A 26,812-nucleotide genomic window follows, 5' to 3' on the forward strand; every position below is an offset into this window, starting at 1 on the left:
TTAGTTGATAATGGTGATGCTTCCCGAGATGGGTTCTTCTTTGTTGCCCAGATAAATGACATAGAAGTAAGCGGCCACCGGCAGCGGTTTCCCCTGGTAGGTGCCGTCCCATTTGACACCGTACCCCTGTGAGGAAAAGACTTTTGCGCCCCACCTGTTAAACACCTCCACCTTGCAGTTAGGGTATTTCTCTATGTTCCGAATTTCCCAATGGTCATTAATGCCGTCTTTGTTAAGCGTGAGCACGTTAGGAATGAATACCTGCGGCAGCACCGTTACGGTCACCTCATCCTGTGAATAACAGCCCTCCGCTGACCTGACCGTGACAGTATAAGTAGTTGTTTCCTGGGGTGTGGCCGTAACCGCCGCAGAAGTAGCCGAAGACAGGCCTGTAGGTGGCGCCCATTCATACTTCACGCCCCCGGTAGCCTCCAACTTGACTGACCGCCCCTGGATAATGGTCACGTCTGGCCCGGCATTGGCCATGGGCGGCACCACTTCTACCTTTAGCGCGGTCCGGTTGGTGCTGGGGCAGCCTTCCACAGAGAAAGATTGCGCGTAGTAGGTGGTGGTTTGGGTGAGGGAAGGGGTTACGTAGGAGATATTGGTACCAAGCAGCCTTCCGCCGGAGGGCTGGTCATACCATTCTATCCGGGCACCGGGGTTGTTCACGGTCAGGATAGTTTTTTCGCCGGGGCACACCTTCAGAGATCCTGAAGTTAGGGCCGGGGGTGCAGGCAGCGGGAAGACGGTAATGGCCACCACATTGCTGGGCTGTACCAGGCAGGGCGGCGCCACGGCTACTCTCCTGAACCATGAGGTTTTCTGCAACCCGCCCGGCTCATAGCTTAAACCCGCATTACTGCCTGCTGCCGATGAGAAAGGCCCCGAGGGCCCCGTGGTGCTTACCTCCCACCGGTATAGCATATTGGGCCCGCCGCCGGTAGGCACAGAGCCCTGCAGCGCGGCAACAGGCACGCCGGCGCATACTTCCTGGTTTTTCTGGATAATGTTATTGGTAATGGGCGTGATCACCGAGATCTGCACCGGTTTGCTGCTAGTAGCCGCGCAAGGCCCCGAGGTAACCGCCCGGCGGAACCAGGTATCTCTGGTCACCTGGCCCGGGGTGTAATCCCTTGCCTGGTTGGCCCCTGCGGCGGGCGCGTAACTAATGCCATCTGTGCTGCTTTCCCAGAGGAATGTGTAGGTGCCAATGCCTCCCGTGGGCGCGGAACCAGTAAGAGGCTGCACGGCGTCACCCCGGCAAATGGTTTGGCCAGCTGAAATGGTATTATTGGCGATGGCCGGTACCACCGTTATCTGTACAGTGGCAGACGTATTTGAACAGCCCCCAGACACCACCCTTCTTCTAAACCAGGTGGTTTGGCTCAAGCTCTGCGGCTGGTAAGATTTGCCCTGGGCATTGCCTGCGGCCGGCGCAAAACCAGTAGAAGGGCCTATGGTGCTGCTTTCCCATACATACACATAATTTCCTTCCCCACCTTGCGGCTGTGAGCCGATGAGGGCGGCGGGAAGGCTTTCCGCACAGATAGACTGCGCCAGTGAAATCTGGTTGTTGGCCAGGGCCGGCACCACCAGAATTCTGATCGGTTCACTCACGCTGGCGGCACAAGGCCCGGCCGTTACCCTGCGCCTGAACCAGGTGGTGGCCGTAATGCCCGCGGGAGAATACTCGCTTTTGGTGTTATCGCCTGGGGCCGGGGTAAAGCCTTGTTTAGGCCCTGTGGTACTGCTTTCCCAGAAGAAGGTATACCGGCCGTCTCCTCCGGCCGGCACAGAGCCAATAAGGGTAGTGGGAGTGGCACCGCCGCACAGAACCTGGTCGCCTGTTGCGGAGGCAATGTTATTGCCAATTGCTTTATTGACAATCACCTCAATGGCCGTACGCGGACTGGGGCAGCCGTTTTCATTGAGCACCTGCACATAAAAGGTGGTAGTAGCTGTTAAGACCGGGGTGGTGAAGGAAGTGCTGGCGCCTAAAACGGTTCCGCCGGAAGGTTGGTCAAACCATTGGCATTGAGCGGTGCCATTGATGGTTAAGACGGTGCTGGTTCCCTCACAGATAACCCGACTGTTAGAGGAAAGGGCGGCCGGCAAAGGATCTACTTTGATCATGACCGCCTCTGAGGGACTGATGCAGCCGCCCGTAGAGGCCAGCCTCCTGAACCAGGTGGTTTTACTGAGATAGCCAGGAGTATAATCTTTGTCCTGGGCACCGGGTATAACCGTGAAATCTGAGGCGGTGCCAGAGGTAGTGCTTTGCTCCCATACGTAGGTAAAGACAGCCCCCGGCCGGTTACTCTCAGGAACCGAACCGACCAGTTTAGAAGGGGTCATGCCGTCACAGATGGTTTGCGGAGAACTGATGGTATTGTTGCTGACTGGTGCCGTGATAAAAATCACCTGAGACGCTACCTCTGAGGTGCCGCACTCATTGGTGGCGGCAAGGGAAACGGTATAGGACCCAGCCGTCGGGAAAGCAATTACCGGGTTCGGCGATGCATCCGTAGCCGAACCGACAAAGGTGGCCCCGCCCGTAATGGTCCATTTATAGGCAGTGATGGTGCCAAGGTTGGCCGCGTACGTAGGTCTGTGCATAGCATTCGCCTCTGCGAAAGCCAGTTGCTGCGGTCCGCAGTACGTCTGGGGACCAGGCAAGGTGACGGTGGGCGGCGCTTTGACTGTTATCTGGGAACTGGCGGTGCTGGTGGCGCACTGGTTGGTGGCTTTTAGGGTAAGCGTATAAAGGCCGCTGGCGGTAAAACGGAAGACAGGGTCTTTGCTGGTCAAGGAACCGGCAGTGACGGTATAGCCTGTGTCTGGACTAACCACCCACTGGTACGTAAGCGGTTCGCCAATGGATTGGTTGGCGGTGACCACCTCCAGGTTCTTGCACAGGCTGGTAGGGCTTAGATTAGTGGTAAACTTTGCGACGGGCTTGTCAATGATGGAGAAGTTTTTGGTGATCACCGCCGTGTTGCAGCTGTTGGTCACCTTTAGAGTAATGCTGTAGGCTCCTTTTGCATGGAACTTCACCACCGGGCTCATAGACGTGAGCGAGCCACTGGTAAGAGTCCAGCCGGTAGCGGGGCTTATGTCCCATTGGTAAATAGCATCACTGTTACAGGTGCTGTTGTTGAACATGTTGGCCCCGGTGATGGAGGTGTTGTTGAGGGTGTAATCTGTGTCCAGGCAGCCAATAGGCGTTTGGGGCTCAATCTCGAACTTAGACACGGGAGTGGCGGCAATCCGGATGGAACTGACCGTCACATTGGTGGTGCCGCAGGGGTTGCTGGCGCTGGCCGTTAAGGAGAAGGAATTGCTAGGGGTGCCATTGCTGGTGACGTTGTTGCAAGACGTCTTCAGAAAAGTGTGGGTGATGGCGGCGGGCAAATCCGCTTGCGTGAATTTGTAGGGAGCCGACCCGTCATCAAACTGGAAGACATAGGTGGTAGAGGGGCTGTTATTGGCCACGCCGGAAATGGGAAAGGTATAGGCAACCGGCGCACAGCCCACCGTATTGCCGGGGTTCCCCACGGAAATACTGGGGTTGCTGCCGTTGAAAACCTGTATCTTCTTGGTGGCGGTACAGCCATTGGGCCCGGCAACTGTTACCAGTAAATCAAAGGCGCCCTGAGTAGTGTAGGTATGCTGCGCTTCCTGAAAAGAGGCGGGAAAAGTCTCGGTTTTGCCATCACCCCATTTAATGGTGTAAGACTGGTTAATGCCTTTGGTAGAGGATTTATTCTTCACCTTAAGCACGTAGTTAGACGCCACCGGCGAGCAGTTGACAAAGGGCGCCGAAAAACTCTGCTCTGCCACCACATCTTCTAAAGAAGCATCTAACTGTTGGTTCAGGGCAACTTCCTTGGTCACTTCGGCGGTGCAGCCACCGGCATTGGTTACCTTTAAGGTGACTTGGTACTTCACTATCCCGTTGCCGCTGAACGCGTGCGTAGGCTCGCGGCTGGTACTGGTATTGCCGCTACCAGAGGCAGGATCTCCGAACGTCCATTCATAGGAAAGACCCTGGCCCGAAGAAGCCCCCGTGAACTTAAGGCTGTTACCGGAGCAGTCATCGTTGGTAAAGGAGAAGTCGGCTACCGGAGAAGTACCGGCGGTCACGGTCATCGGTGAGGATACTTTCTCCTGACACGCCGAGCCCTTCACCGTCACCGTATAATCCCCGGCGGAAGTGACCGTAAGCGTCTTATTAGTTTGACCAGAAATAGCAGCTCCGTCTTTGTTCCACTGGTAGGTAGCACCTATATTGGTGGTAGCGGCGGTCAAGATAAGGGACTTGCCTGGGCATAGCGTAGTAGGTCCATCTGCCGTTATCGCTACCTGGCAATCCTGGGCATAAACCGCTAGGTTTAGCAATAACTGAAGCACGCACAGGAATAAGATACTTGGGTAGAGTTTTGCCATAGGATTATTTTTATTGTTTTAAAAATAAACTAATGAGCTAGGCAGGGATTGTCTTGCTGAGAATATAAATGTACAAATTTATCTTAGTGTTATGCAATTAAATAAGCCATTAATATCACCTGAATTCACAAATAAATATTTAAAAAGTTAAATGATTAATTGTTAAAATTATATATTCAGATATAATACGGCAATTGGTTTATCAGTATTGAACAAAAGAAAAGGCTAAATACATGCGGTGAAAAAGGCCTTCCAGGAGGCGGGAGAGCCTAAGGAATTCGACTATTAACTCTTAACCTAACCTTACAGGAGTATTTTAAAATCGCCTTGAAATTCGAAGTATTGGAAGGATATAGTAAGAGCGTGTGGCAATCCTTTAAGCAGGCCTTTCATAATGCGATGCGTTTTGAGCCTGTTTTTCAGAAAACAGGCCCAAAACAAAAGAAGTGGTGAAAAAAAGAAGCCACCAGGCCACTAAAGGCTATTCCTATATAAGAGCTAAAAAAAATGCCTTCTCTGAACATAGAAAAGGCATTTTGTTAAGGTAAATACAGAAGCGTTAACAAGACATTTGAAAACAGCAGGGCCACTCACTTGGCTAGAACTGTGAAAGCACCCAGCCGCTCTTCTTGGAAACATAAGCCACCCCATCTTCTAACTCCAGCTGGATCTTGTCTGGCCTGGTATCTGGACCTTCCTTAAAGGTCGCTTTTTTGAAGGTGGCCTCTTCCTGCATTTTGGCCTGCAGGCGTTTGCTGGCCAACTTCTCCTGCTGGGTTGGCTCTGGGAACTGTTTGCCAATGGCTTCTGCCTCTTGTCTTATTTGCTCTGCCGTGTCTGCGTCTATTTTACTGGCATTTCTGGTGTAGAATTCCGTGCAGATCAGGCTAACATCTGCTACTAGCCGACCCCATTGCTCAATTTCTAGCCGGTGAAGGTACATCTGTTTGAAAAGCTTGTCTTCCATTTGTCTGGGCTTTTCCAATTTCAAAAATTCTCTCCTGTTTATCCGCGCCTTGGCCCATTCCAGTTTTTCCGCATCTGATAAGGCTAGTGTCTCCTTACGGCACCAATCTAAGGCTATGGTGGCAACCAGGTCTTCTCTGTTTTCTAGGGGGTAGAATGAAAGCATGCTCTTTGGCTTTAAATGGTTTGATAGGATGTTTCCCCTTCCTGAGAATTCATTCCAGTGTTTATAGGACAGAGAAGTAGGACGGGGAGAGAGGTAAATTGCAAAAACAATTGCAGTCTCAAAACAGGTAGCTTGGGGCAACTCATCAGGATGTCACCTACTTGGTACCCGCTAAAAAGTAAAAAGCCTTGCAAGTTTCCTTACAAGGCTTTTTCTTCATCTGAGGTAGCGGGAACAGGACTAACAAAAGTGCACACCCGTGCGTCTCTACTGCGCAAACCCTGTATTTAATCGCTTTCTGGGCGGTATTTGCGTACTGGAAACGCACCCGTGTCACTAGTTTGTTTTACCCATGTTTCACCCGGCCTGTTTTTTGGCATACACCACATCGGCGGCGGCATCAAACTCTGCCTGCTTCATGGAGTCCATGTAGTTCTTCTCGGTGGTCTTGATAGACTCATGGCCCATCATCTCCTTTACTTTCCAGAGGTCGCCCAGTTCCTCGTTGGCATGGTTGCCGAAAGTGCGCCGCGCCACGTGGGTGGAGATGTTGGCTTCTATTTCCGCAAGTTTCGCCAGCTCTTTCAGGCTGCGGTTGATAAGGGCCGTGCGTTTCTCAATCTTGTATAGGAAGGCGTCCAGGTCTTTCTTTTCCAGCGCCTGGTCTTCAGGGGCCAGGAACGGGAAGACATACCCCGGTCCCTTTGGGTAAAGGGCAAGAATTGCGTCAATCTCGGCATTGCGCTTGATGCGCATGCGCTTGCCGTTGCCCAGCTGCCCGTCTGAGCCCTTGCGCATCACATAGTCAATGTGGGTGGGCGTGACGTTCTCTTTCCAGGTCAGCTCCAGCACGTCGCCCACCCTGGCCCCGAACAGCAGGTACTGCATGTGGAAAACCTTCTGGGCGTGGCGCAGCACGTTCTGCTCTTCCTTCACCTCCACGGCCAGCAGCGCCTGCAGCTGCTCCCTATCCAGCGTGGCCTTCTTCTTGCCCTTGCCCTTCACCGCCATCGGGAACGGGTTCTGGGCGTAGGGCAGCTCGCCCCGCTTCATGGCCAGCTTGGCGATTCCGGAAAACACCTGCAATTCTTTGTTGATGGTTTCCGGCGCGTTGGGCTTCTTCATGGTCTGCAGGTGGGTGATGTAGTCCAGCATGTAATCATGGGTGAGCTGCACCATGGGCAGCGAGCCGCCGGCGTAGTCGCTCAGCTTCTCATACATGGAGTTGCGGCGGCGGGCGGTGCGACTCTGGCCGGCCTTCTCCAGGCGCTCAATCTCCCGCTTGAAAAGCTTCAGGAAATCGGGCGCCTCCTGCTCCGGCTCTTCCTGGAGTTTCCGGTAAAGCTGGGTCAGCTGGGAAGACTCTATATAAGGAGAAATAAGTTTCCTTTTCAACTCCACGAAAAGCTTGATAAGGTCTTCGGCGCTCAGGTGCTCGGTAACGGCGGCCAGGGCGATGAAGCCGGCCATGTCCAGATCCAGGCGGTGGTTGTACTGGGCGTGCTCGTGGTTGGCGGTCTTGATCCAGTTCTTTTTCTCGTAGCTGGCTTTGGGGTTCCAGTGGCTCTTGCTGATATAGATGCCGGTGGTGTGGTACTTAGGCACCCGGTCCTTGGTGATGCGGATCAGGACGGAGTGGGTGCCGTCGGCCTTGGCCTTGGCTTTGAGGGTTACTTTTACGGTCGCTGGCATAGTGGCATTGCTCGGTCTCTACTTAAAACAGAAAACCCCGCCACAAGGGAGGGGTCTTCCAAATTCCGAGGAGATGCCACTCTCCATGTGTGAAGATACGTATTTTCTGATTAAATGACTATTACCAATCAGTTGAGGCTTCCGCTTTTTTCATCGCACTATTTAGGGAAGCAATAATCGCTTCAGCTTCGTTATGAAGCCCACTCACAATTTTACCTCTGTAGCCAGGCCGCTTCCCTTCTTTTAGAAGCTTATACTCTTCATCATAGTTAATTTTGTAAACCGAAGGGGCAGCTGTACTAGATAGTAAGCTACTATTCTTATTCTCACCGCTAAAACTGTATAATTTGTAGCGGTACTTTCCATCCTTCACATCAATATTGACTATGAAGGAGAGCTTTACTTCTGAGATGTTTACGCCATTTACAAAACTATAGGGATGGAGGCCTTTGCCAATTAGCTTTCCATCAGCTTTATCGTCCATCTGGAGAACCGCGTTGGCGTCTTTATAGGTTTCCACAAACCACTGTCGGGCTGCCTTATACAGGATGTCCTTTGATTTTGATTCTCCCATATCCACAACGCCCTCATAAGTGATCACTCCGTCTTTCTGCGGAAGTTCTGGATATTTCTCTTGAGCAGTAGTTAGCAGTGGTGTAAGTGCCACAGCTATAAATAGAATTAGTTTCTTAATTGTTTTTTTCATTTGATTAAAGATGTTATAAAGTTATAGGTGAAAAATATTTAAAAATGGTGTTTAACTAATATGGCACAATTTGCTTTGAGCCCTTCCAAGTAAAGGCATTAAAAACTTCTTGAATAATTACACTCGCCTTCTCCATAGATACCTCTGATACCTCTACTTGCACTAAATGTCCATCCGAAGTAGTACATGCAAAGTTTCCATTAATCATGCTATTTATAACAATCACCCCTCCCTCGGGGGCATGGATTGGTCCTCCAAGAATTGGTTTTGTTTCTATTTTCTTCTTATGGTGTAGGCCTAGAACCCTATCTTCAGTGTGATGAGCAGAATTTCTAGCTTGGACTAATTTGTCAAATGACTCTTTGAATTTGTCCTTGCATTGCTCTAGCTTTTCTTTTGGTGCACCAGGTTCTATTATTAGTTTATCTAACGATTTGTAAAAGGTATCTAACGCGTAAATGAAAGCTTTTGCATAGATGATATAAGTTAAATTTTGATGCGCTCGCGGACCTTTTCCTAAAGCCCATTTTTCTCTTTTTAAAGTAATTTCCACTTGTGTGTATAGCTCTTCTCTTTCCTCGCTTGTTATTTGGAAAAAGTCATTATCGCCTAATAAATCCCTCTGAATCTCTTGCTTTCTAATATAATCTTGCTCATCCTCCTGCTCACCCACGGTGGTATTAAATCTTAGAATCATTAAATCTTCTATTTTTTTTCTCTCCTGCAGATATAAGTTTAAAGCGATATTTGCCTCGTAAAATGAATTTTCAATATTAATAAGCAAAGAGATGAAATTGCCTAGATTTCCATCAATGACAAGGAAAGAACCTGGTTTGGTAAATTCATAAATCTTCATATTTAATATAGTATAGATTTTATTATTGTTTTGAGTGGTTTTCCTTAGGTCCCTAGGATATGCTGTTAATCCTTATACTTGCTTTGACTAATCCAATAGCCTTCACCTGATTCCAATGGATTTCCTTCTCCGCATGGTATTGGTTCTGGCTTACCAATTTGATATATTCTTCTCCCTTTTCTGACTTCTGCACAAACTTGACTGTTGTGATAGGATCTGGGTCACCTGGGAACAATACATCTAACACATACATCTCGCCAAAGAACATCCCTTCACGGTCTGCCACCTGCTTAAAGGCTACTATGTCTCCATTTTTAAGAAGAGGGTACATACTATCCCCAGCTACATGGATAGCTCCATCACATTTAGGGAGATTAGGTATTTTAATATAATCGATAATATTCTTAGAAGAATTAAATAAGCTCACGAGTCCTGCTGCTGCTGTTATATTATATAATGGAATAGTTTGGTCTTCCTGTCTTTTGTCGGACTTCATTCCGAAGTCATTACTTATAGTAGTTGCTGATTCATTCGTAATTGATGCGTCATTTATGACGTGCTCGCCCTTTCCCCTCAATAGCCATTCCGCTGAAATGGAAGGAAATGTATCCAGAATCTTCTCTACAATGTCAGCTCCAGGTATATTCTTGTCATTATAGACCCTTCTCATGGTAGGGACAGGCACTCCAATGGCATGTCCAAAGGAGTTTGGGTTCATATCTAGCTCATCTATGAGAATTTTTATTCGCTGATTTATAGGCATTTGTAAAATAATGTATCAAATATGAAGTGTAAAACTTGACTTATGTTTCAAATTTGACGTATGTTTGTAATATCAAATCGGTAGTAAACAAATATACATCAAATATCAAACTGTATGAAACAAGTCACCAATACAAGCAGAGTACGATTGCGGGATATGATGCCCGCAAACTACGGGGAGATATTAAGAAAGCGTCTCGGGTATAAGGTGCGGCAGATGATTTATACCGTGGTGAACTCAGAGGATAAGGATCACCCGATCTACAAGGAAGCCCTCAAACTGGCCGCAGAAACAAAAGCAAAAAAGGAGAAGGAAGAGGCGGAACAGAAAGAGTTAGAGCAGCGATTGCTCTGCGCCTAATAAGCGGCAGGACGCCGCAGATATTCTCTTAACGCTATATAAAAAGCAAGGTTACCAAAAATCAATAATCCACCATAAAATTTCTGAGAAAGATGCCACAAACTTTACTCCAACCCAGAACAACTATGTTCGTCCAGCCCGTCCGCTGCGAGCACCACAACCAGCTATTGGTGAATGAGTTCACCGCCAAGCTAAACACCGCCATCATCAACTACGCCTGGACCAACCCTCCCTGCCCCCGCAACGGGGAAGAGATGATTGACCATGTGCAGCGGGAAGTAACCGATGTGGTGATTGCGGTAGCCAAAGAGAAAAGCCACATGACCCGCTCTGAGATCATGGATCTGCTGGTGAAGGTGGGCTACCTGTACTCTGTCACCCTGGAAGTGACGCCATTCCTCATGCTTAAATAGACCGCCATGGCCGCACAAGTAATCACCCAAGAAGAATTTGAGCCCATCGTGGCCATGATAAGGGAGCTGCATCGGGAAATCCAGATCCTGAAGAAGCTGGCCAGAAAGGATGTAGACACCGAAGAGGCCATGGAGATAATCAGACTGTCACGCCGGGGCCTGGAGAACGAAAGAGCCCGGCCCGGTACGCTGATCAAGTTTGGCAAGAAGGGCAGAAAGGTAGTCTATGACCACCAGTCCCTGCTGGACTACAACGAGAGCAAGCAGTTATCCACCCCAAGCATTTCCCATTTAAGAATCGCCCTTTAACCGAAAGATGCCATGTTACAGTTAGAGTACATCCCTACCGCCTTTGACCTCAGCGAACGCGCCTACGCCATCGCCAAGGCTGACAACCTCATCCATGCCGTGGCCTCTGCCATGGTGACCACCAACCATGACGGCGTGTCTGACGCCATGCTCTGCGTGCAGGCCTACTACCGTAAGCCGGGCCAGACCACCAATGATATTCACCACGCCGACAGCGTGTGCATCATGGGAGACCTGAAGCAGGAAGACGAAGTGTTTGAGCGCTTCAAAGAGAAGGTAAGCACACTGCGCACCGCCCACCAAAGAGTCGCTGCCTGATGAAGACCTTCTCTATCCGCTGCAGCACCAAGCAACTATCTGCCAAGGTGCGGGCCCTAAAAGCCGAAGGGCGCCCCCTTACGACAGCACCCCTCAATTTGAGCTAGCGCAAGGCCCTAACCCAAATCAATAATCCAGTTCAAAAGTAGGCAATAACGCCAAATCAATAATCCAAATTCCAAATTACTATGTCTCAAGATTCATTCTTACCCGCAGATTACCAGGCACCCGCAGCAAGTTCAGGCAAGTACACCAAGTTCGAAACCGGTGAGACCAGGCTACGCATTCTCTCAAATCCTGCTTTTGGTTACGAATATTGGAATACATCAAACAAGCCGGTTAGGCTGAAGGACCAACCCAAAGGCAAACCCGCCGACATGCGTCTGACAGACACAAAAGGACGTGAAGAGAGAGTGAAGCACTTCTGGGCACTGAAAGTCTACAACTATAATACGGGCCAAATGGAAGTTTGTCAGATTGCCCAGGCCACACTTCAAAATAGAATTGCTGAGCTGAGCCGCGACAAGGACTGGGGCAACCCTAAAGCCTATGACGTGAAGATCCTGAAGACTGTAGTTGGCGACAAAACCACCTACTCAGTGAATCCGGTTCCTCACCAGCCTGTAACAGAAGATGTGAAGGCTGCTTTCATGGCAACGCCTATTGACTTAGAGGCCCTCTTCATTCCTGGTGCAGATGTTTTCTCTAATACAGCCCCGCAACAAGCCCCCTCAGCTGTGGGAGCGGCTGCACCAGCGCCCGCCGCGGCTCCCGCAACTACCCCTGCGCCACCTGTGGCCGCACCGGCCGCCGCTCAATCTAACGCCGGCCGGCCCGTGGTCTTAGACGAAGGAGATTTGCCTTTCTAATATGGAGGCCACTAGCAATGTCAACAAAGAAAAGGACCGGGTGGAAATCCGGTTCCCTTTCTCTCCCTCGGGAGGAATCAAAAAGCAGCTCAGCGCCAAAGGATTCACCTATGACCCCACCACCCAGACATGGCAGAAAGACCATGTGGTAGGTGCCAACCTGCAAGCCGGACGCATTGTGTACAACTTCAATAGTGAATTGAATTAGCCCCATACCACCCTACCCAAATCAATAATCCCATGAAAGTAGAATCTGTAGAAATAAAGAACTTCAAGGCCATTGGCCAGGAATCCATTGACTGCCGCGGCCGCAACGTGTATGTGCTGGGGCCTAACGCCGCCGGCAAGTCTTCCCTGCTGGACGCCATCTTCAAGGTGCTCACCGGCCAGGACCTACCCAGCAAGCTCACCAAGGAAGGTGCCACCAACGGCAAGGTGAAGATCAACCTGGGCGAACTGATAGTAGAGGCGGGCTTCAACGCCAAAAGCGAGAAGCTGAACCTTACCCTCACCTCGCCTGATGGCATGATCTACAAGACGCCCCGCACCATGCTGGACGCCAAGATAGGTGTGCTGGACTTTGACCTGAACGGCTTCTTCGCCATGACGCCTAAGAAGAAGGTGGAGTTTATCAAATCCCTTATCGGCATTGACTTCTCAGACCTGGACGCTGAGTACAAGCGCCTGTTTGATGAGCGCACCTATGTGAACCGCCAGGTAAAAGAGATTGGCGCCGTGGTGGATTCCATGAAGTGGGATGGTAGCAAGACTGAGCGTATTGATCTTATTGCCCTGACTGCTGAGCTGGAGCAGGCTAATGCTTTCAACCGTGGATTGGCTGATATAGAGCAACGCAAGCAAGGGCGGGAGGCAGTGAATGCTAATCTAAAAGCTAACAATGAAGCTTTGCTCAGACAAATAGAGCAGAACAACGCCGAGATTCTGGAAAACGAAGGCAAGATCTACCTAGCTGCTCGCCACCTGAATGACAACCCCCCAGTGGACACATCTGCCATTAAGGCCCAGTTTGACGGAGCCATTGAGCACAACGCCCAGGTAGATATCACCCTGAAAGCTCTGGCCGAAGTGGACAAACTGAAAGCCGCAGAGGTGCAGCAAGCCACCCTCAATGAGCAGCTGGCCAACATTGAGCGCACCAAGAAAGAGGAGATCGCCGCCGCCGCCCTGCCGGTACCGGGCCTGACCTTTGACGATGAAGGCTTGTATCTGAACGGTCTGCCCTTTGAGAAAGCCCAGCAGAACACCGCCCAGCAAATCATTGCCGGTCTGCAGATCAACCTGGCCCTGATGAAAGACGTGAAGATTGCCCGCTTTGACGGTAGCCTTCTGGACAACAAGTCACTGGCTGAGGTGGAAGTCTGGGCCGCCAACAACGGGGTGCAGCTGTTTGTGGAGATGGTGCAGCGCGACGGCGAAGGCATGCAGATTGTGGTGAGTGAGGAAGTGAGAGAGGAGGTGGCAGCATGAGAGAGCAACTAGATAATGTCTTAGCTGAGGTCAAAACAGAACGTGAGCGGCAGGACGCAAAGTTTAGCGAACAAAATCACCACCCTTTAGAATGGGTTGCAATCCTTGGTGAAGAGTTTGGGGAAGTTTCCAAAGCCGCTGTAGAGGCTCATTTCACTGGTTATGCTAGTTCAAATAACTGGGCAAACTATAGAGAAGAACTAATTCAAGTTGCCGCAGTGGCAGTGGCCATGGTTGAAGCTTTAGATAGAAAGGAGGCCAGCAATGAATAGTTTCCAAACACAGGCCGCCAACTCTGTAGTGGAAGCCGCCAAAGGCCACAGGTTACTTGAAGCCGTCCGCTTGATGCGGGCGGCCCAAAAGACCTACTTCCAGTACCGCACCAACGAAAACCTGAAAGCTGCCAAGATTCACGAGGCCCAGGTTGACAGACTGATAGAACCGGAACCAGCACCCACCAACCAAATACCCCTCTTCTAGCCATGCCACAGTTTAGATTTAACGAAACCAAAACCCGCGAAACCGCTGAGCGCATGGAAGCTAAGAAGGTGCGCGTGCATCCGGAAGGGGTAAGCTACTACGCCGGGGTGGTGGTCATGCACAACGGCAAATGGGATGAGAAGGTGCTGGGCATCCTGCGCAACCACACTCAGGAGCAACCCTTTGAAGTGTGCTTCGGCGGCTTCTGCTCTATGGACTATTGCGAAGAGGTAAAGGAGGTGGTAGCGGTATGATAGATGAAATACAAGCATATCCGTTGCAGTGGCCATTAGGCCATAAGCGAACCAGTGTTCAAAGGAAGAGCCGCTTTGATTTGTATTCACTAACTGTTGCAAAAGCCACCCAAGGCCTTTTGTCTGAGCTTGAGATGTGGAAAGCAAAAGGGGTTGTCATAAGTTCAAACGCCCCTGCGAAAAAAGACAACACGCCTTACTCCAGCTTCAAAGAGCCTAAAGACAGTGGGGTTGCTGTTTACTTTATTCTGAAAGGCGAGCAACGGGTAATCCCATGTGATGAGTACTTAACCGTTGCTGAGAATATCCGGGCAGTGCAGTACGTGGTGGAAGCTTTAAGAACGATTGAGCGCCACGGCGGCGCTGGTGCCTTCAATACTGCTTTCTCTGGCTTCAAGGCTCTGCCTGTTTCTGGAGAAACAAGGAAACCAGAATGGTGGGAAACTCTTGGGATTTCGCGGAATGCCAATGCTTTCCAAATAAACGAGGCATTCAGGGAGAAGGCAAAGACAGCCCACCCAGACACAGGTGGCAGCAATGAAGCTATGTCTGACTTAGTTGCAGCCAGAGCCCAGGGGCTTTCTGCTTTAAATAGAACAGGAGGTTCAGGTGAGTAACCTCCCCCAACTCCGCGACTACCAGCTCAATGCCCTGGCGCTTCTGAACCAGGGCATTCTGGACGGTCACCGCGCCCAGCTCCTGGTGCTGCCCACCGGTGCCGGCAAGACCACGGTGGCCGGGCAGATGATCCACAACACCACGGCCAAAGGCAATCACGTGCTCTTCATGGCCCACCGCAAGGAATTGGTAGACCAGGCCAAGAACCGGCTGCACTCATTCGGCATCCACCCCGGCGTCATTATGGCGGGGTGGAAACACCGGAAAGACCGCGCCGTGAACGTGGCCTCTGTGCAGACCCTCATCAAACGGGAGCTGCCCCATGCCACAGTGATTGTGGTAGATGAGTGCCACCACTCCACCAGCGGTAGCTTCAAGAAGATTCTGGACCAGTACCCCAATGCCTTTATTGTGGGCCTCACCGCCACGCCTTACCGCCTGGACGGTAAAGGTCTCGGCTCTGTGGGCTACACCAACATTGTGGCGCCCATCTCCCTGGGTGAGCTGACCGAGCAGGGGCACCTGGTGCCCGCCCGCTACATCGGCGTGCCCAAAGACATGAGTGACGTGGCCACCAAGGGCGGTGACTATGACGTGCACCAGATGCACATGAAGTTTGACAAGGCCGAGCTCTATGATGAGGTGGTTGAGAAATACAACTCCTTCGCCCCCGGCACCAAGGCCATTGTGTTCAACGTGGACGTGAAGCACTCTGAGAGCATGCGGGACCGGTTCCTGTCTGCCGGCATCTCCTGCGCCCACGTGGACGGGGAGACCTCGCCAGTAGAGCGCAACAAGATTCTGGCCGCCTTTAGAGATGGCAAATACCAGGTGCTCTGCAACGTGAACATCCTGACCGAGGGTTTTGACTTACCGGCCATTGAGACCGTGATCCTGAACCGCTCCACCAAATCCAAATCACTCTACCTGCAGATGGTGGGCCGCGGTTTAAGGCCAGCCCCGGGCAAGCGTCATTGCACGGTCTTAGACCACGGCGGCAATGTCTGGAACCACGGCCCGGTAGATGCACCCGATGAGTACACGCTGGAAGACGTGCCCAAGAAGAAGGCCCAGCAGGCGGCCCCGGTGAAGGAATGCCCCCAATGCTTCTTTATCCAGCACGTGGGCGCCCGCCACTGCAAGGAGTGCGACCACCAGTTCACCCTGCACATCACCGAGCGGGAGCTGCCCAAGGCTGAGTTCATGGAGCTGGACGACTTCCTGCCCAAAGGTGCCAAGATCAAGATCCCGCTGCCGGACCACCTGCGCAAGTCTTATATGGACATGACAAAGGAAGAGCTGCAGGAAGTGGCTGAGATTAGAGGTTACAAGAAAGGCTTCGTCTGGCTCTGGCAGCAGAAGCAGAAAGAGAAGGTGGCAGCATGAGTGCACCAATTAAGAAAATACACTCAGGCCCATTTAAGAACCGGCCACGGCCAGAAGGGCAACCACCTGAAGCATGGAATGCCTTTGCTGCTTGGGCCGACTTCAAAGGAAGCTTTGAGGAACGCAAAGAGATGTGGGTGAAATTCCTAGAGATCAATGCCAAATATTACAAAGACGGGAAGAAGATAGATAAAGCTGGAATGCAGTCTTCTTTATTCAAAGACACCACACCGCCCTTTTGAAATGACTATGACCACCGTATCCCTATATAAGAACATAGCCGAAGTCACCAACGGTACCTCTGCCGACATCACTGCCGTGCTGGAGGGAATCCGCAACGGCCGTTGGAAAGACCAGGTAGAGGCGGTGCGGGCCGTTGAAACCGTAACCGAGCGCCGGGCCCTTAAAAAGCTGCTGCCTTACTTCACCGTGTCCGGTACCTTCTCCACGCGAAACGAGAAGGGCCTGCTGGAGCACAGCGGTCTGGTGGCACTGGACATTGACCACGACCTTTCCAAAATGGAAGAGGTGGCCGTTGACCCCTACACCTTTGCCTGCGTAGTCTCTGCCGGCGGTGATGGCTTCTTCACCATTGTGCGCATCCCTGGCACCAACCACAACGGCAGCTTCCGGGCTTTGCAGCGCTACTACCTTACCAAGTACGGCGTCACCATTGACAGCCTGCCGGACGTGAGCCGCCCGCGCTTTGTGTCCTATGACCCTAACCTGTACCTCAATCCTGAAAGTGAGATCTTTACCGAGGTATACACGCCTGAGAAGAAGAAGAGCGCCCCGGCTTCTTACCCGGCCCCTACCGTACCGGCCAGCTACGGCCACGCCGCCCTGCACACCGCTGTAAGAAAAGTGCTGGAAGCACCCGATGGATTCAAGCACAAGACCCTTAACACCATGGCCTTTCTTTGCGGGGGCTATGTGGCTACGGGCCTGTTGCAGGAACATGAAGTCATTCAGGCGCTGGAAGGTGCCATCGCTTCCCGCGGCAACGTGGAGTCCATGAAGGAAGCGATTCGCACGATTACGGTAGCGGTGCGCGACGGCCAGAAGAAACCCATCCTGCCAGAGCCTTTAGAGTACGTGGTGCGGGTGGGCAAGCGTGACCATGACAGTCAGGACATTGTTACCTCCCGTTTAGTGGTGGCCACCGGCGGCAACACGCCTGCCATTGCCCAGGCCGTGGCCGAGATCTATTCTGAGAAAGAGCATACCATTCAGGCCTTCTGGCACGTGGACATCAATGAGGAGAAGGCTACCTACAAGTTGGTACTCTCCCGCGTCAAGTACATGGCCTTTCTGGAAGAGGCTGGGTTCCGCAAGTTCAAGGCCGGCCGCGGCTACACCACCGTGCGCGTGCAGCACAACGTGGTGACCGAAGTCACAAGAGCTGAGATCAAAGACTATGTGATGGGCTACCTCAATGAGCTGCCCTTTGAGTTTGACCACGTCTTCCGCTCCCAGCTCATTGACCAGGTGCAACGGGAGCACCGCCAGTTCTTCGATGAAGGCATGCTGGAGTTCTTAAGGGAGCTGCCGGACAACTTCCTCAGAGACACCAAGGCCACGGCTTACTTCTTCTTTGCCAACGGCTACGTGGAGGTGACTAAGGCCGGCATGGTGCTGCGTGACTACTCCTGCCTGCCTGGGCTCATCTGGGAAAAGCAGATCGTGCAGCGGGAGTTCAACCTCATGGACGCCGACGAGGTGAATGATGAGTGCGACTTTTACCGGTTCCTCTTCAACATCTCCGGCGAAGACCCTGAGCGCCTGGTCACCCTGCTCACCTCCATCGGTTACCTGCTCCATGGGTACAAGGCCCCGGCCAACCCCAAGGTGATCTGCCTGGTAGATGAGGCCATCAGTGACGTGCCCAGCGGCGGTACCGGTAAGTCTCTGGTGTTTGAGGCCATCGGCCACATGCGGGAGATGGTGCGCCTGGACGGCAAGAACATTGACTTCAAGGACCGGTTCGCCATGCAGGAAGTAGGCGAGTCTACCCGGGTGGTCTTCTTTGACGACTGGGACGGCAAGCGCCTTTCCTTTGACCGCCTCTTCGTGATGGCCACCGGGGAGATGAAGGTGCACAAGATGTACCTGGGCGCCGTTTCCATCCCGTACCAGCGCAGCGCCAAGATAGGCCTGGCCACCAATGACATGGTAGGCGGGGAGGGTGACAGCAACGCCCGCCGCAAGTTTGAGGTGGAGATTGCGCCTTACTACTCCCGCGAGCGTTCGCCGGTAGATGAGTTCGGCCACGAGTTCTTCAACGACTGGACCGAGGCCGACTGGAACACCTTTGACAACCTCATGCTGGGCTGCACCAAGCTCTTCCTCACCAAGGGGCTCAAGGCCGCCGCGCCCATCAACCTTCAACGGCGCAAGCTGCTGCAGGCCACCAATACGGAGTTCGCCCAGTTCTGCGATGAGCTGACCCGCGACTTTGAGTACTCCAAGAAACTGGAGTATGACAGCTTCATCGGCACCTATGGTTTTGACACCAAGCAAATCACCCAGGTACGCTTCTCCAGATGGCTGAAGGCTTACGCCAGCTTAACCGGATTAGGGTACGAAGAGCGCAAGAATAGAACCCTTGGTGTAGACAAAGACCAGTACTTTTTCACATTCAAACGTCCAAGTGTCCAAGTTTAACCCTTCCCGTTTATTCCTTTTTATTTTTTGTACTTCTCCTATATGTGTTGTATTAGAAAAGTATAAATAATAAGAATAAGCAGGGGGGTTAGGATAAACTTGGACACTTGGACGCAACAACCTCAAACATTTACCACTATGGCAAAAGCATTTTCAAACATGAGCCCCTTAGAATTAGAGCTTTACCTTATTCAAAAAGCGGCAGAATTAAGGGTCTTACAACGTCACCACCAGACCCCGGGCAAGCGGCCAGACGGATTGGTTAAGAATATTCTGAATACCACCGCCTCCATTGACAGTGCCTTGCGCTGGGTTGCCAAAGACGTTGACACGGGTAGTCTACAGGAGCTGCTCAGAAAGATGAGGCACGCAGAGGAACAGTTCTTCAAAATTCACACTGCCTTCTCTCCCTCTATTCTCTTCCAGAAACGAAAGACGGCAATGGAAGAAGCCAGACACCAGGTAGATATGAAATTAGCCTTACTCAGTAAAACCGTTTAATACCATGAACAACGAATCCATTAGAAACGCAGCTACCGAGGTGGTACAGAACCACATACGCCGCCAATTGTCACCCGCTGCCACCCGTGCCATCCAGGTAATGGCGGCCACCATAGACGGGTTGAACCCGCTCTTCCAACTGGCCAATCAGGAAATCAATCTCATGGCCATCCATGAGCAGCAAGCCGTGGATGCGCTGCCCGAAGGTCTGTGGGAGAAACTGCCCAAGAATAAGAAGGTGATCTTCCTGGCTGAAGTGAACCGGGCCGTGGCGGTGATCAACCGGGGGCAGGAGAAACTGGGGAACCTCATCAAAGAGCAGGCCGCCGCCCTGGACTCCCTTTCCCCCAAGGCCCTGGAAGAGCTTATGAAAATTCAGGACACCATTCTGAAAACAGCCCAGCCCAAACCCCAAAGGGCGCCCAGAAAGAGGAAGGAAACGATTTCGTGTGCAACAATAAACTAATGATAAAATGGAACACTCAGCAGAAGAAATAGAAAAAGCGAGGCTTCAATATCAGAAGCTAAAGGGCAAAAACAAGACCCTATTCAAACAAGGTTGTATTGAATCTCATGAACAGGAACTGACCGAATTACAGGAGCAGCATAGACCAGACCTGATTGATTTTTATTACGACTCACATATGGGGGTTTGGGTTCTCAAGACCATTGACAACATGGAAGGTGATGAGTTTGAAACTAAGTATGATTTGCTTGACCATGTTGTAAACGGTGCCACCATCTACTAAAACCTAATGATTATGGAAGCAGAAACTAAGCCTGAAATAGAAGTAGGGGCGGTTTATAAGGTGACCGTTATTCACCTCAATAAAGCCCGCCAGATATGGGTCAAAGTTTTACAAAATGATGGATGTGTGTATGGGCAGAAGTGTATGGTTGTAGGAGGTGAAACAACCAAGAAACTATTGCATCATGGTTTAATTCGCTGTATTCGTGATGAACGATTTAAACCGGAAAATGAGATAAAAGGGCTCAGACACACAAAGTTTGATTTTTAACTAATGATTTTAAAATAGGTCTAAAGGCCTAATTTTTACTTACCTCATGGAATCTACCATCCGCATCTCAGAAGCCCGCATCCAGTCAGCCAGCGTTGTTTGGTTTAAGAACACCTACCGCGAATTGCGCGACCTCTTCTACCAAAACAAAAACGACGGCCACAAGCACAAGGCCACCGCTGCCACTGACACGGCAATGGGCCTCACCGCTGGAATCCCAGATACCTACCTGGCTGTTCCACGTGGTGGCTGGCACGGTCTGTACGTGGAGTTCAAGCGCCCGGGCCAGAACCTTTCTGACAGCCAGAAGAAAGTAATCCCTCAGCTGCAGGCCCAGGGTTACCGGGTGGAGGTCGTCACCACTGAGGAACAGTTCCGCATGCTCATCTATGAATACCTGTCACTACCGCATGGAACCACTTAGGCCCTCCCAGGAGTTTCAGGCATTGATAAACCAGTATTCCAAAAGCAAGGTACGCCGGGTGGCCGCTGCCCTTCAAGACACCGAAAGGCTTTTCCGCTCTCCACTCTACCACTACTTCGCCATCACGCCCCAGGAGGCCGCCAACTACCTCTGGACCGTCCGCAAGTGGGACAGCGACGCCCGGCACCTTGCCCACATACTGCAGCTTATCCAATCCCGCCGCCCCCAACCTACCGAGCGCCAGCTCGCCGCCGCCTAACACCACCACCATCCAACCCTTACGATATGCAATTAGCTCTACTACCGGCAGCACCCCAGCTGCTGCACGTGAGACTCTCGCGTGCCATCAAGACCCGCATGGCCTTCACCATGGCAGACTACCGCTTCATCCTGGCCAACTACACCCATGGGTGGTACCGCGCCCACCAGGTAGCCGCCAAGCTCAACCGTTCCACCAAGTCCCTGGAACGGTTCATTGAGCGTCACCCGGAACTGCAGAAACACCCCCGAAAAAACTAAGGGGAATTTTCGTAACCCGGCCCTTTTACCTTGGTAGCTTCACATCCTATGAAGTCACAAGCAAGCGACCAACCTAAAGAAAGCAGCCATGAAGAAGTAGCAATGGGAAGGCCAACTCTGTATAGTACGGAGTTGGCCACAATCATTTGCTCCCTACTCATGGAGGGTATGAGTCTCAGGAAAATATGCGAAATTGATGGCATGCCTTGCCTTTCCTCAGTTTGCAGTTGGCTGGCCTCACCTTCTCACAAAGACTTTCTGGAGCAGTACACGCGTGCGCGCGAAGTGCAGGCTGAGCTACTCGCCGATGAGATTGTGGATATCGCCGACGACAACTCCAGAGATGCGGTGTCAAACAGCGGCGCGATTGAACGCAGCAAAATCAAAATTGATGCGCGCAAGTGGGTTGCCTCAAAGTTGCTGCCTAAGAAATATGGCAATCAGCAGCAGGTCAATATTGACGGCGGCGTGAACATCACCTGGAAAGAAGAGCGCACCTATGAGGCTGACGATAAAGCAGACTAGGGCGCTGGATATTCTGGAAGACCAAGTGACCACAGAGCTGCTGTATGGCGGTGGGGCAGGCGGGGGCAAGAGTGCCCTTGGCTGCTATTGGCTTTTGAAGAATTGCCTGCGTTACCCGGGCACCCGCTGGCTCATGGGACGCTCCAAGCTCAAGAGTCTGAAGGAAACGACGCTCAACACCTTCTTTGAGATTTGCAAGCTTCAGGGCGTGTCTACCGCCGTCTACCGCTATAACCAGCAGGACAACATCATCTACTTCACCAACGGCAGCCAGATCATTCTGAAGGACCTGTTCCTCTACCCCAGTGACCCCAACTTTGACAGCCTCGGCTCACTGGAGATCACCGGCGGTTTTGTGGATGAGTGCAACCAGATAGTGCAGAAGGCATGGCAGATCGTGAAGTCCCGCATACGCTACAAGCTGGATGAGTTCGGGCTTATCCCAAAGCTGATGGGCAGCTGCAACCCGGCCAAGACCTGGGTCTATACCTACTTCTACAAGCCGGCCAAAGAGAAGCTTCTGGAGCCCTTCAAGAAGTTTGTGCAGTCGCTCCTGTCTGACAACCCCTACGTGTCAAAGCACTACCGGGAGAACCTGCTCACACTGGATAAGGCCAGCAAGGAAAGGCTGCTCTTCGGCAACTGGGAGTACGAGAACGACCCCGCTAAACTGATGGACTATGAGAAGATTATTGATTGCTTCACTAACGATTTTGTGCTACCTGGTAAGAAATACATCACTGGCGACATTGCTCGCTTTGGAGCTGATAGCTCGGTCCTTCTGCTTTGGAGTGGTTTTCGTGTTGTATCAATACAGGTGCTTAAAGGTGCAAGCGTCCCTGAAGTTGCTGACGCTGTTAGACAGATGGCAAAACAGCATAGTGTACCGCTATCGCAAATTGTTGTCGATGAAGACGGAGTAGGTGGCGGTGTCAAAGACATCCTCAAGTGTAAGGGTTTCCTGAACGGATCTAAGGCGCTGAAGGGTGAGAACTATGTCAACCTCAAGAGCCAGTGCTACTACAAACTGGCAGAGCGGGTTCAGCGCTCAGAGGTCTTCGTTGAATGCCCAGACCCTGCCATTCGGGAAAAGCTAATTGAGGAGATGGAGCAGGTGAAGCAATACAAAATGGATAAGGACACTAAAAAGGCAGTGATGCCTAAAGACAAGGTGAAGGAGATTCTGGGTCGCTCACCTGACATCTCAGATGCGCTCATGATGCGCGAATACTTTGAGCTTACTACATCATCATTCGGCTACGCATAACCCAAGGGAAATTATTTAGGCTGTTTTATAAAAAACAGGCCAAATAAATGATAGCTGTTTTCTGAAAAACAGGCCAAATAAAATACCTCAAATCTATGAAGACCATCACCCTCACCGATTCCGAAGGCGCCAAGATCACCGGCCGCCTGCCCACCGGCTGGCACGAGGTGCCGCTCGCTGCCTGGGTCAATTATCACACCGCCATCAAAGGCAAGCCCGCTGGCATGGAAGGAATCCTCTTAGTCTCCTGCCTGACCGAGCTACCCTCAGAGATATTGAGCGCAGACGTATCGCTCATGCTACCCATCATGGAACAGATGCCTTGGCTCGGCCAACTCCCGGACCCTTCGCCGCTGCCGTTCTTCTCGCATGAAGGCCGGCTCTATGACCACGTGGGGAATCTGGACAGGGTAGACGCCGGCCAGTTTGAGGCGCTGCTCTCCTTCCTAGAAACCGCCGAAGGTGACCCGCTCAGCGCCGCGCCGATGCTGCTGGCGGTGCTCTACAAAGAGCAGGGCACCGTGCAGGACGCCGCCACCGTAGCCCAGGCCGCTGAGACCTTCGCCGCACTGCCCATGTCCACCGCCTGGGGGGCGCTGTCTTTTTTTTTGACCAGCTCAGCGAGACACGCCGCGCACATCGCCATGTATTCCCGGCACCGAAGTCAGGCGCTGCAGACGATGCGGGAACTGGAAACAACTCTGGCTGGACCTTCACCGACGCGCTCTTTGCGCACTGCAAGGTGGTTGGTACGGAAATTTATACGCTCCGCACGCGCAACGCTGGAGAAGTCCTAGAGGCCATGGAGTGGGAGATGAAAAATAACTCCCAGGCAAAACTGTAATAAACCCGCCCTTCTGCATTACCCCTATATGCAAACCCTTACGACTGCCAATGCAAACCCTTGAAGACGTAATCGCCTACCTGGAAGGGGTGGCCGACCGCTATGCGCCGGTGGCTTCCTTCGCCTTTGGCTTCAGTGATGAGCAGGGGCTGGGCGGCAACACCGTCTACCCGCACCTGTTTATGGAAGCCGAAATGGAGGTGAGCGAAACCAACCCGGGCCTTGCCGGCTACTCTACTGCCTTGCTCTTTCTGGTGCTGCCTCAGCAGCAGGGCACCCAGCCCGGCACCAGGTCAGAGCGGGCCTTGCTCAATGAGACCAAGCAGTACGCCGATGAGTTCATTGAGATACTCAGAATGGAGGAGGTGCTCTACTCGCTAAAGGCCACCAGCTGGCTGAGCCTTTCGCAGCATGGACCAGACAGCTCCTACGGCTGGCGGGTGGAGGTGTCCTTTGAGGCCATGAAGCAGTTAGACAGAAACGATATTAAAACGCGGTTTACCCCCTTAGCATAATGACAGAACAGGAAATCATAGAGGCGATTGCGCTCATCAGAAACGAGACCGAGGCCGGAGCCAACAGCAAGATCAGGATAGCAGACCTTCTGGAGGCACTGCTCAACCTGAACCGTCCGGAACGGGTGCAAAAGGATTTGGTTGGACTGAACCCCATCTGGTCTACCGAAGAGGGACAGACCGCCAACATCACGGCGGCAGGTGGGAATGTGAACCTGATCTTCTCACCGCACCGGGTACCCATGTACGCCGTCCTGAACATCACCCAGCAGGAAGGGGCCAGAACCCTAATGATCAACGGTGACGCCGTAAGTATTGACCCTGCCGCTGGGGTATGTACCAGTGTGGGTATTCTCACCAATGGGGTGGTGACAAAATATTACCCTGACTACAGTACTGCCAATTCTAACACTGGCGGCGGCAATACTACGCCTGCCGCCCCTACTGTAACGGCAGATGATGCCGCCAACACCCTTTCCGCCTCCCATGCGCTGGGTACCTCTGAGATTGTGGTGAGCACCAACGGCGGGGCCTATGTAGCCTATGCCGGGACCATCAACGTGGGAGATGTGGCGCGTGCCGCCGGTTACTGGAAATTTAAGGTGAAGGCCGCAACCGGCAGAAACGAATCTTCTGTTGCCAACTCCCCCGCCTTTACCGTGGCCCCTGCTGGCAACACCACCCCGGCAGCGCCTGCCTTCACGGCCTTTGACGATACCGCCAACACAGTCACATTGGTGCCTGCCAGCGGTGTACCTATGACAGATTACCGGTGGTACATCACAGCAGAGGGGGCAAGCCAGGCGCAGGCCGTGCCTGCTAACGGGGTGATTTTGGTGGGCAATATTGAGGGCAATATTACTGCCTACTCTGTTGCCAGTGGCACCCGCAACCAAAGTCCTAACGCGGTTTCTGGTGGTTTCACCACCACCACGGAGAACCCGCCAGCGGGGGGGATTGAGTACAGCCGCTACTACTCTGATTACACCATGGAGGACGCCAATATCACCACTACAGGCACCGGGGCGGATAGGGTGATAGTTTCCATCAACAACAAAACGGCCACCTCTACGGAGTTCACGGACTTGGTGGTAGACCCTAGCGGAACGGGGCCAAAGGTGGTGGCTAACGCGCTGAATGGATACCAGGGGATTGAGATAAGGACGGGGGATAAGTTGCAATGGAACAGCGGGGAGGCGCATTTCAAGCCGCTGACGGTTGTCTCTGTCTGTATTCTCCTAGAGCAACGTGCCTATGGGTACATGCAGCACTGTTCCACCATGGCCTACGGGGTGAATGGTCTGAAACCTTACATGGTGGGCGATAACAACACTGTACTGGAATCCTCGGTAGGGGTTCAGGTAGGTGTACCTTTTGTGTTTTTGAAGGAGTTCAACGCCGGGGCCCCAGGCACCGCCAACGGGAAATTATATGTAAACGAGGTAAAGGGGGCAGATGGCCCGGTAGGGGATGCGGACACGAATGTAACGCTCCAGCTTTATGAATCCTCCGGGCTTTCCGCGCACTACATGCTGTTGGAACACAGGCTGCTGAAAGTGGTTTTGACGGAGGATGAAAAGCAGGCGGTTATAGAGGAGTTAATGGCTAAATACGCAATCTCATAATGATACGCGCTGTTATAAGCCTAATGGAAAAGGGCCATAGCGCGACCCTTTCCCAACCGCCCGCGCCCGTAGGAGGTGACTTTACGAAAAACGTGCGCGTGGTGCCCTATTCGCAGCAGCAGACGGAGAGGTATACCGCCTTCGGGTTTGCCATGCAGACCGGGGCGGATAGGATCACCTACATCTGTAGAGAAGGTATCAGCCAGACGGAGCCGGACGGTTCGCACTCCTACGCCCACATGTACAAGGGTGACACGATGCAATTTCATTATTACCCTAGTACGGATACGTTTTCTGAAAAAACCACCATTGACACCGAGCCTGACCGCGATTTAAGTGACTGCTACGGCGGCGCGATGGACAACGGGAAGTATGTGTATTTCTCCTCTAAAAGCCCCGTGGCCATACGGTATATTTCTACCGCCCCGGAAACACCGGGGAATGCCGAGCCTTTCTTAAGGATTGCCAATGATGATAACCTGAATTGGGGCTCTAGAAGATACCTGTTCACCGACCCCGGCGCCAACAACGTGCCAGAGGTCACGCAGTCTTGCAGCACGTTCGGCCCCATCACCAAGGGGGATGCGCCGGGGGAGTACCTTATAGGGTTCTTCCAGTTCGGCTATACGGCGGGTTCGCCGGGCCGGGGCTGGTGCATCAAGACCACCGACTATTTCCAGACGTGGACTTTCCATAAAATCCACGAAAGAAGCGGGTTCTCTGAAATCCAGGTCCTGCACATGGGCCAAAACAGGGTAATGGCCCTTTTGCGCTTTGACCAAGGGGCCACGGTGGTAGGGTTCAAGTCTACGGACG

At 52.2% G+C, this 26,812-nt stretch carries 33 protein-coding genes; 27 read left to right on the forward strand and 6 right to left on the reverse strand.

The window, feature by feature from the left end:
• The 6 genes from ACYVJQ_RS01865 to ACYVJQ_RS01890 form a co-directional block, all read right to left on the reverse strand.
• Positions 1-4,449 carry an Ig-like domain-containing protein gene (locus ACYVJQ_RS01865; protein WP_460891369.1) on the reverse strand — a complete coding sequence of 1,483 codons (4,449 nt, stop codon included), beginning with the start codon at positions 4,447-4,449 and terminating at the stop codon, positions 1-3.
• A 598-nt stretch (positions 4,450-5,047) separates the two neighbouring features.
• Positions 5,048-5,416 carry a hypothetical protein gene (locus ACYVJQ_RS01870; RefSeq protein ID WP_460891370.1) on the reverse strand — a complete coding sequence of 123 codons (369 nt, stop codon included), beginning with the start codon at positions 5,414-5,416 and terminating at the stop codon, positions 5,048-5,050.
• Between the two features lie 522 nt (positions 5,417-5,938).
• On the reverse strand, positions 5,939-7,273 hold the full coding sequence (locus ACYVJQ_RS01875; protein WP_460891371.1) for a phage integrase SAM-like domain-containing protein: 1,335 nt from the start codon (positions 7,271-7,273) through the stop codon (positions 5,939-5,941).
• Positions 7,274-7,394: 121 nt separating this feature from the next.
• Positions 7,395-7,979 carry a DUF4468 domain-containing protein gene (locus ACYVJQ_RS01880; protein ID WP_460891372.1) on the reverse strand — a complete coding sequence of 195 codons (585 nt, stop codon included), beginning with the start codon at positions 7,977-7,979 and terminating at the stop codon, positions 7,395-7,397.
• Between the two features lie 55 nt (positions 7,980-8,034).
• Positions 8,035-8,835 (reverse strand): hypothetical protein, encoded by an 801-nt coding sequence (locus ACYVJQ_RS01885; RefSeq protein WP_460891373.1) that lies wholly within the window; start codon positions 8,833-8,835, stop codon positions 8,035-8,037.
• A gap of 52 nt (positions 8,836-8,887) precedes the next feature.
• On the reverse strand, positions 8,888-9,598 hold the full coding sequence (locus tag ACYVJQ_RS01890; protein ID WP_460891374.1) for a S24 family peptidase: 711 nt from the start codon (positions 9,596-9,598) through the stop codon (positions 8,888-8,890).
• Positions 9,599-9,712: 114 nt separating this feature from the next.
• Here ACYVJQ_RS01890 and ACYVJQ_RS01895 point away from each other — a divergent pair, with 114 nt between their 5' ends.
• The 27 genes from ACYVJQ_RS01895 to ACYVJQ_RS02025 all read left to right on the forward strand — a co-directional run.
• The gene (locus ACYVJQ_RS01895) at positions 9,713-9,958 is read left to right on the forward strand and encodes a hypothetical protein (protein WP_460891375.1); all 246 of its coding nucleotides are present in this window, start codon (positions 9,713-9,715) and stop codon (positions 9,956-9,958) included.
• 125 nt (positions 9,959-10,083) lie between these two features.
• On the forward strand, positions 10,084-10,371 hold the full coding sequence (locus tag ACYVJQ_RS01900) for a hypothetical protein (protein ID WP_460891376.1): 288 nt from the start codon (positions 10,084-10,086) through the stop codon (positions 10,369-10,371).
• A gap of 6 nt (positions 10,372-10,377) precedes the next feature.
• On the forward strand, positions 10,378-10,680 hold the full coding sequence (locus ACYVJQ_RS01905; protein ID WP_460891377.1) for a hypothetical protein: 303 nt from the start codon (positions 10,378-10,380) through the stop codon (positions 10,678-10,680).
• A 12-nt stretch (positions 10,681-10,692) separates the two neighbouring features.
• The gene (locus tag ACYVJQ_RS01910) at positions 10,693-10,998 is read left to right on the forward strand and encodes a hypothetical protein (protein WP_460891378.1); all 306 of its coding nucleotides are present in this window, start codon (positions 10,693-10,695) and stop codon (positions 10,996-10,998) included.
• 188 nt (positions 10,999-11,186) lie between these two features.
• Positions 11,187-11,867, forward strand: a complete 681-nt coding sequence (locus ACYVJQ_RS01915) for a hypothetical protein (RefSeq protein ID WP_460891379.1) — start codon at positions 11,187-11,189, stop codon at positions 11,865-11,867.
• A gap of 1 nt (position 11,868) precedes the next feature.
• Positions 11,869-12,075 (forward strand): hypothetical protein, encoded by a 207-nt coding sequence (locus tag ACYVJQ_RS01920; RefSeq protein WP_460891380.1) that lies wholly within the window; start codon positions 11,869-11,871, stop codon positions 12,073-12,075.
• A gap of 32 nt (positions 12,076-12,107) precedes the next feature.
• Positions 12,108-13,355, forward strand: coding sequence for an AAA family ATPase (locus tag ACYVJQ_RS01925; protein WP_460891381.1), 1,248 nt, complete (start codon positions 12,108-12,110; stop codon positions 13,353-13,355).
• A complete protein-coding gene (locus ACYVJQ_RS01930; RefSeq protein ID WP_460891382.1) occupies positions 13,352-13,627 on the forward strand; it encodes a MazG-like family protein in 276 nt (91 codons plus the stop codon). The genes ACYVJQ_RS01925 and ACYVJQ_RS01930 overlap by 4 nt, the downstream gene beginning before the upstream one ends.
• Positions 13,620-13,835, forward strand: a complete 216-nt coding sequence (locus ACYVJQ_RS01935) for a hypothetical protein (RefSeq protein WP_460891383.1) — start codon at positions 13,620-13,622, stop codon at positions 13,833-13,835. The genes ACYVJQ_RS01930 and ACYVJQ_RS01935 overlap by 8 nt, the downstream gene beginning before the upstream one ends.
• 2 nt (positions 13,836-13,837) lie before the next feature.
• Positions 13,838-14,089 (forward strand): hypothetical protein, encoded by a 252-nt coding sequence (locus ACYVJQ_RS01940; RefSeq protein ID WP_460891384.1) that lies wholly within the window; start codon positions 13,838-13,840, stop codon positions 14,087-14,089.
• Positions 14,086-14,706, forward strand: a complete 621-nt coding sequence (locus ACYVJQ_RS01945; protein WP_460891385.1) for a hypothetical protein — start codon at positions 14,086-14,088, stop codon at positions 14,704-14,706. Before ACYVJQ_RS01940 ends, ACYVJQ_RS01945 begins: the two co-directional genes overlap by 4 nt.
• Complete coding sequence (locus ACYVJQ_RS01950; protein ID WP_460891386.1) at positions 14,699-16,093, forward strand: DEAD/DEAH box helicase; 1,395 nt, start codon at positions 14,699-14,701, stop codon at positions 16,091-16,093. The genes ACYVJQ_RS01945 and ACYVJQ_RS01950 overlap by 8 nt, the downstream gene beginning before the upstream one ends.
• Positions 16,090-16,335, forward strand: coding sequence for a hypothetical protein (locus ACYVJQ_RS01955; protein ID WP_460891387.1), 246 nt, complete (start codon positions 16,090-16,092; stop codon positions 16,333-16,335). Before ACYVJQ_RS01950 ends, ACYVJQ_RS01955 begins: the two co-directional genes overlap by 4 nt.
• Positions 16,336-16,342: 7 nt before the next feature.
• Positions 16,343-18,757: a BT4734/BF3469 family protein gene (locus ACYVJQ_RS01960; RefSeq protein WP_460891388.1), complete on the forward strand. Its 2,415-nt coding sequence runs from the start codon at positions 16,343-16,345 to the stop codon at positions 18,755-18,757.
• Positions 18,758-18,916: 159 nt separating this feature from the next.
• Positions 18,917-19,258 carry a hypothetical protein gene (locus ACYVJQ_RS01965; RefSeq protein ID WP_460891389.1) on the forward strand — a complete coding sequence of 114 codons (342 nt, stop codon included), beginning with the start codon at positions 18,917-18,919 and terminating at the stop codon, positions 19,256-19,258.
• A 4-nt stretch (positions 19,259-19,262) separates the two neighbouring features.
• Positions 19,263-19,724, forward strand: coding sequence for a hypothetical protein (locus tag ACYVJQ_RS01970; RefSeq protein WP_460891390.1), 462 nt, complete (start codon positions 19,263-19,265; stop codon positions 19,722-19,724).
• Between the two features lie 7 nt (positions 19,725-19,731).
• Positions 19,732-20,007, forward strand: coding sequence for a hypothetical protein (locus ACYVJQ_RS01975; protein WP_460891391.1), 276 nt, complete (start codon positions 19,732-19,734; stop codon positions 20,005-20,007).
• 12 nt (positions 20,008-20,019) lie between these two features.
• On the forward strand, positions 20,020-20,277 hold the full coding sequence (locus ACYVJQ_RS01980) for a hypothetical protein (RefSeq protein ID WP_460891392.1): 258 nt from the start codon (positions 20,020-20,022) through the stop codon (positions 20,275-20,277).
• A gap of 46 nt (positions 20,278-20,323) precedes the next feature.
• A complete protein-coding gene (locus ACYVJQ_RS01985; protein ID WP_460891393.1) occupies positions 20,324-20,701 on the forward strand; it encodes a VRR-NUC domain-containing protein in 378 nt (125 codons plus the stop codon).
• Entirely contained in the window at positions 20,688-20,960 is a 273-nt protein-coding gene (locus tag ACYVJQ_RS01990; RefSeq protein ID WP_460891394.1) for a hypothetical protein, read from the forward strand. The genes ACYVJQ_RS01985 and ACYVJQ_RS01990 overlap by 14 nt, the downstream gene beginning before the upstream one ends.
• Before the next feature lie 26 nt (positions 20,961-20,986).
• Positions 20,987-21,220, forward strand: a complete 234-nt coding sequence (locus ACYVJQ_RS01995) for a hypothetical protein (RefSeq protein WP_460891395.1) — start codon at positions 20,987-20,989, stop codon at positions 21,218-21,220.
• A gap of 48 nt (positions 21,221-21,268) precedes the next feature.
• Positions 21,269-21,745 carry a terminase small subunit-like protein gene (locus tag ACYVJQ_RS02000; protein WP_460891396.1) on the forward strand — a complete coding sequence of 159 codons (477 nt, stop codon included), beginning with the start codon at positions 21,269-21,271 and terminating at the stop codon, positions 21,743-21,745.
• Positions 21,720-23,012 carry a terminase large subunit domain-containing protein gene (locus ACYVJQ_RS02005; RefSeq protein ID WP_460891397.1) on the forward strand — a complete coding sequence of 431 codons (1,293 nt, stop codon included), beginning with the start codon at positions 21,720-21,722 and terminating at the stop codon, positions 23,010-23,012. Before ACYVJQ_RS02000 ends, ACYVJQ_RS02005 begins: the two co-directional genes overlap by 26 nt.
• A 95-nt stretch (positions 23,013-23,107) precedes the next feature.
• Positions 23,108-23,809 (forward strand): hypothetical protein, encoded by a 702-nt coding sequence (locus tag ACYVJQ_RS02010; protein ID WP_460891398.1) that lies wholly within the window; start codon positions 23,108-23,110, stop codon positions 23,807-23,809.
• 97 nt (positions 23,810-23,906) lie between these two features.
• Positions 23,907-24,371, forward strand: coding sequence for a hypothetical protein (locus tag ACYVJQ_RS02015; protein WP_460891399.1), 465 nt, complete (start codon positions 23,907-23,909; stop codon positions 24,369-24,371).
• Positions 24,371-25,996, forward strand: coding sequence for a hypothetical protein (locus tag ACYVJQ_RS02020; protein ID WP_460891400.1), 1,626 nt, complete (start codon positions 24,371-24,373; stop codon positions 25,994-25,996). The genes ACYVJQ_RS02015 and ACYVJQ_RS02020 overlap by 1 nt, the downstream gene beginning before the upstream one ends.
• A gap of 23 nt (positions 25,997-26,019) precedes the next feature.
• The coding region (locus ACYVJQ_RS02025) for a hypothetical protein (protein ID WP_460891401.1) at positions 26,020-26,812 on the forward strand (793 nt) is incomplete at its 3' end.

It is taken from the genome of Rufibacter soli (genome assembly GCF_054781795.1).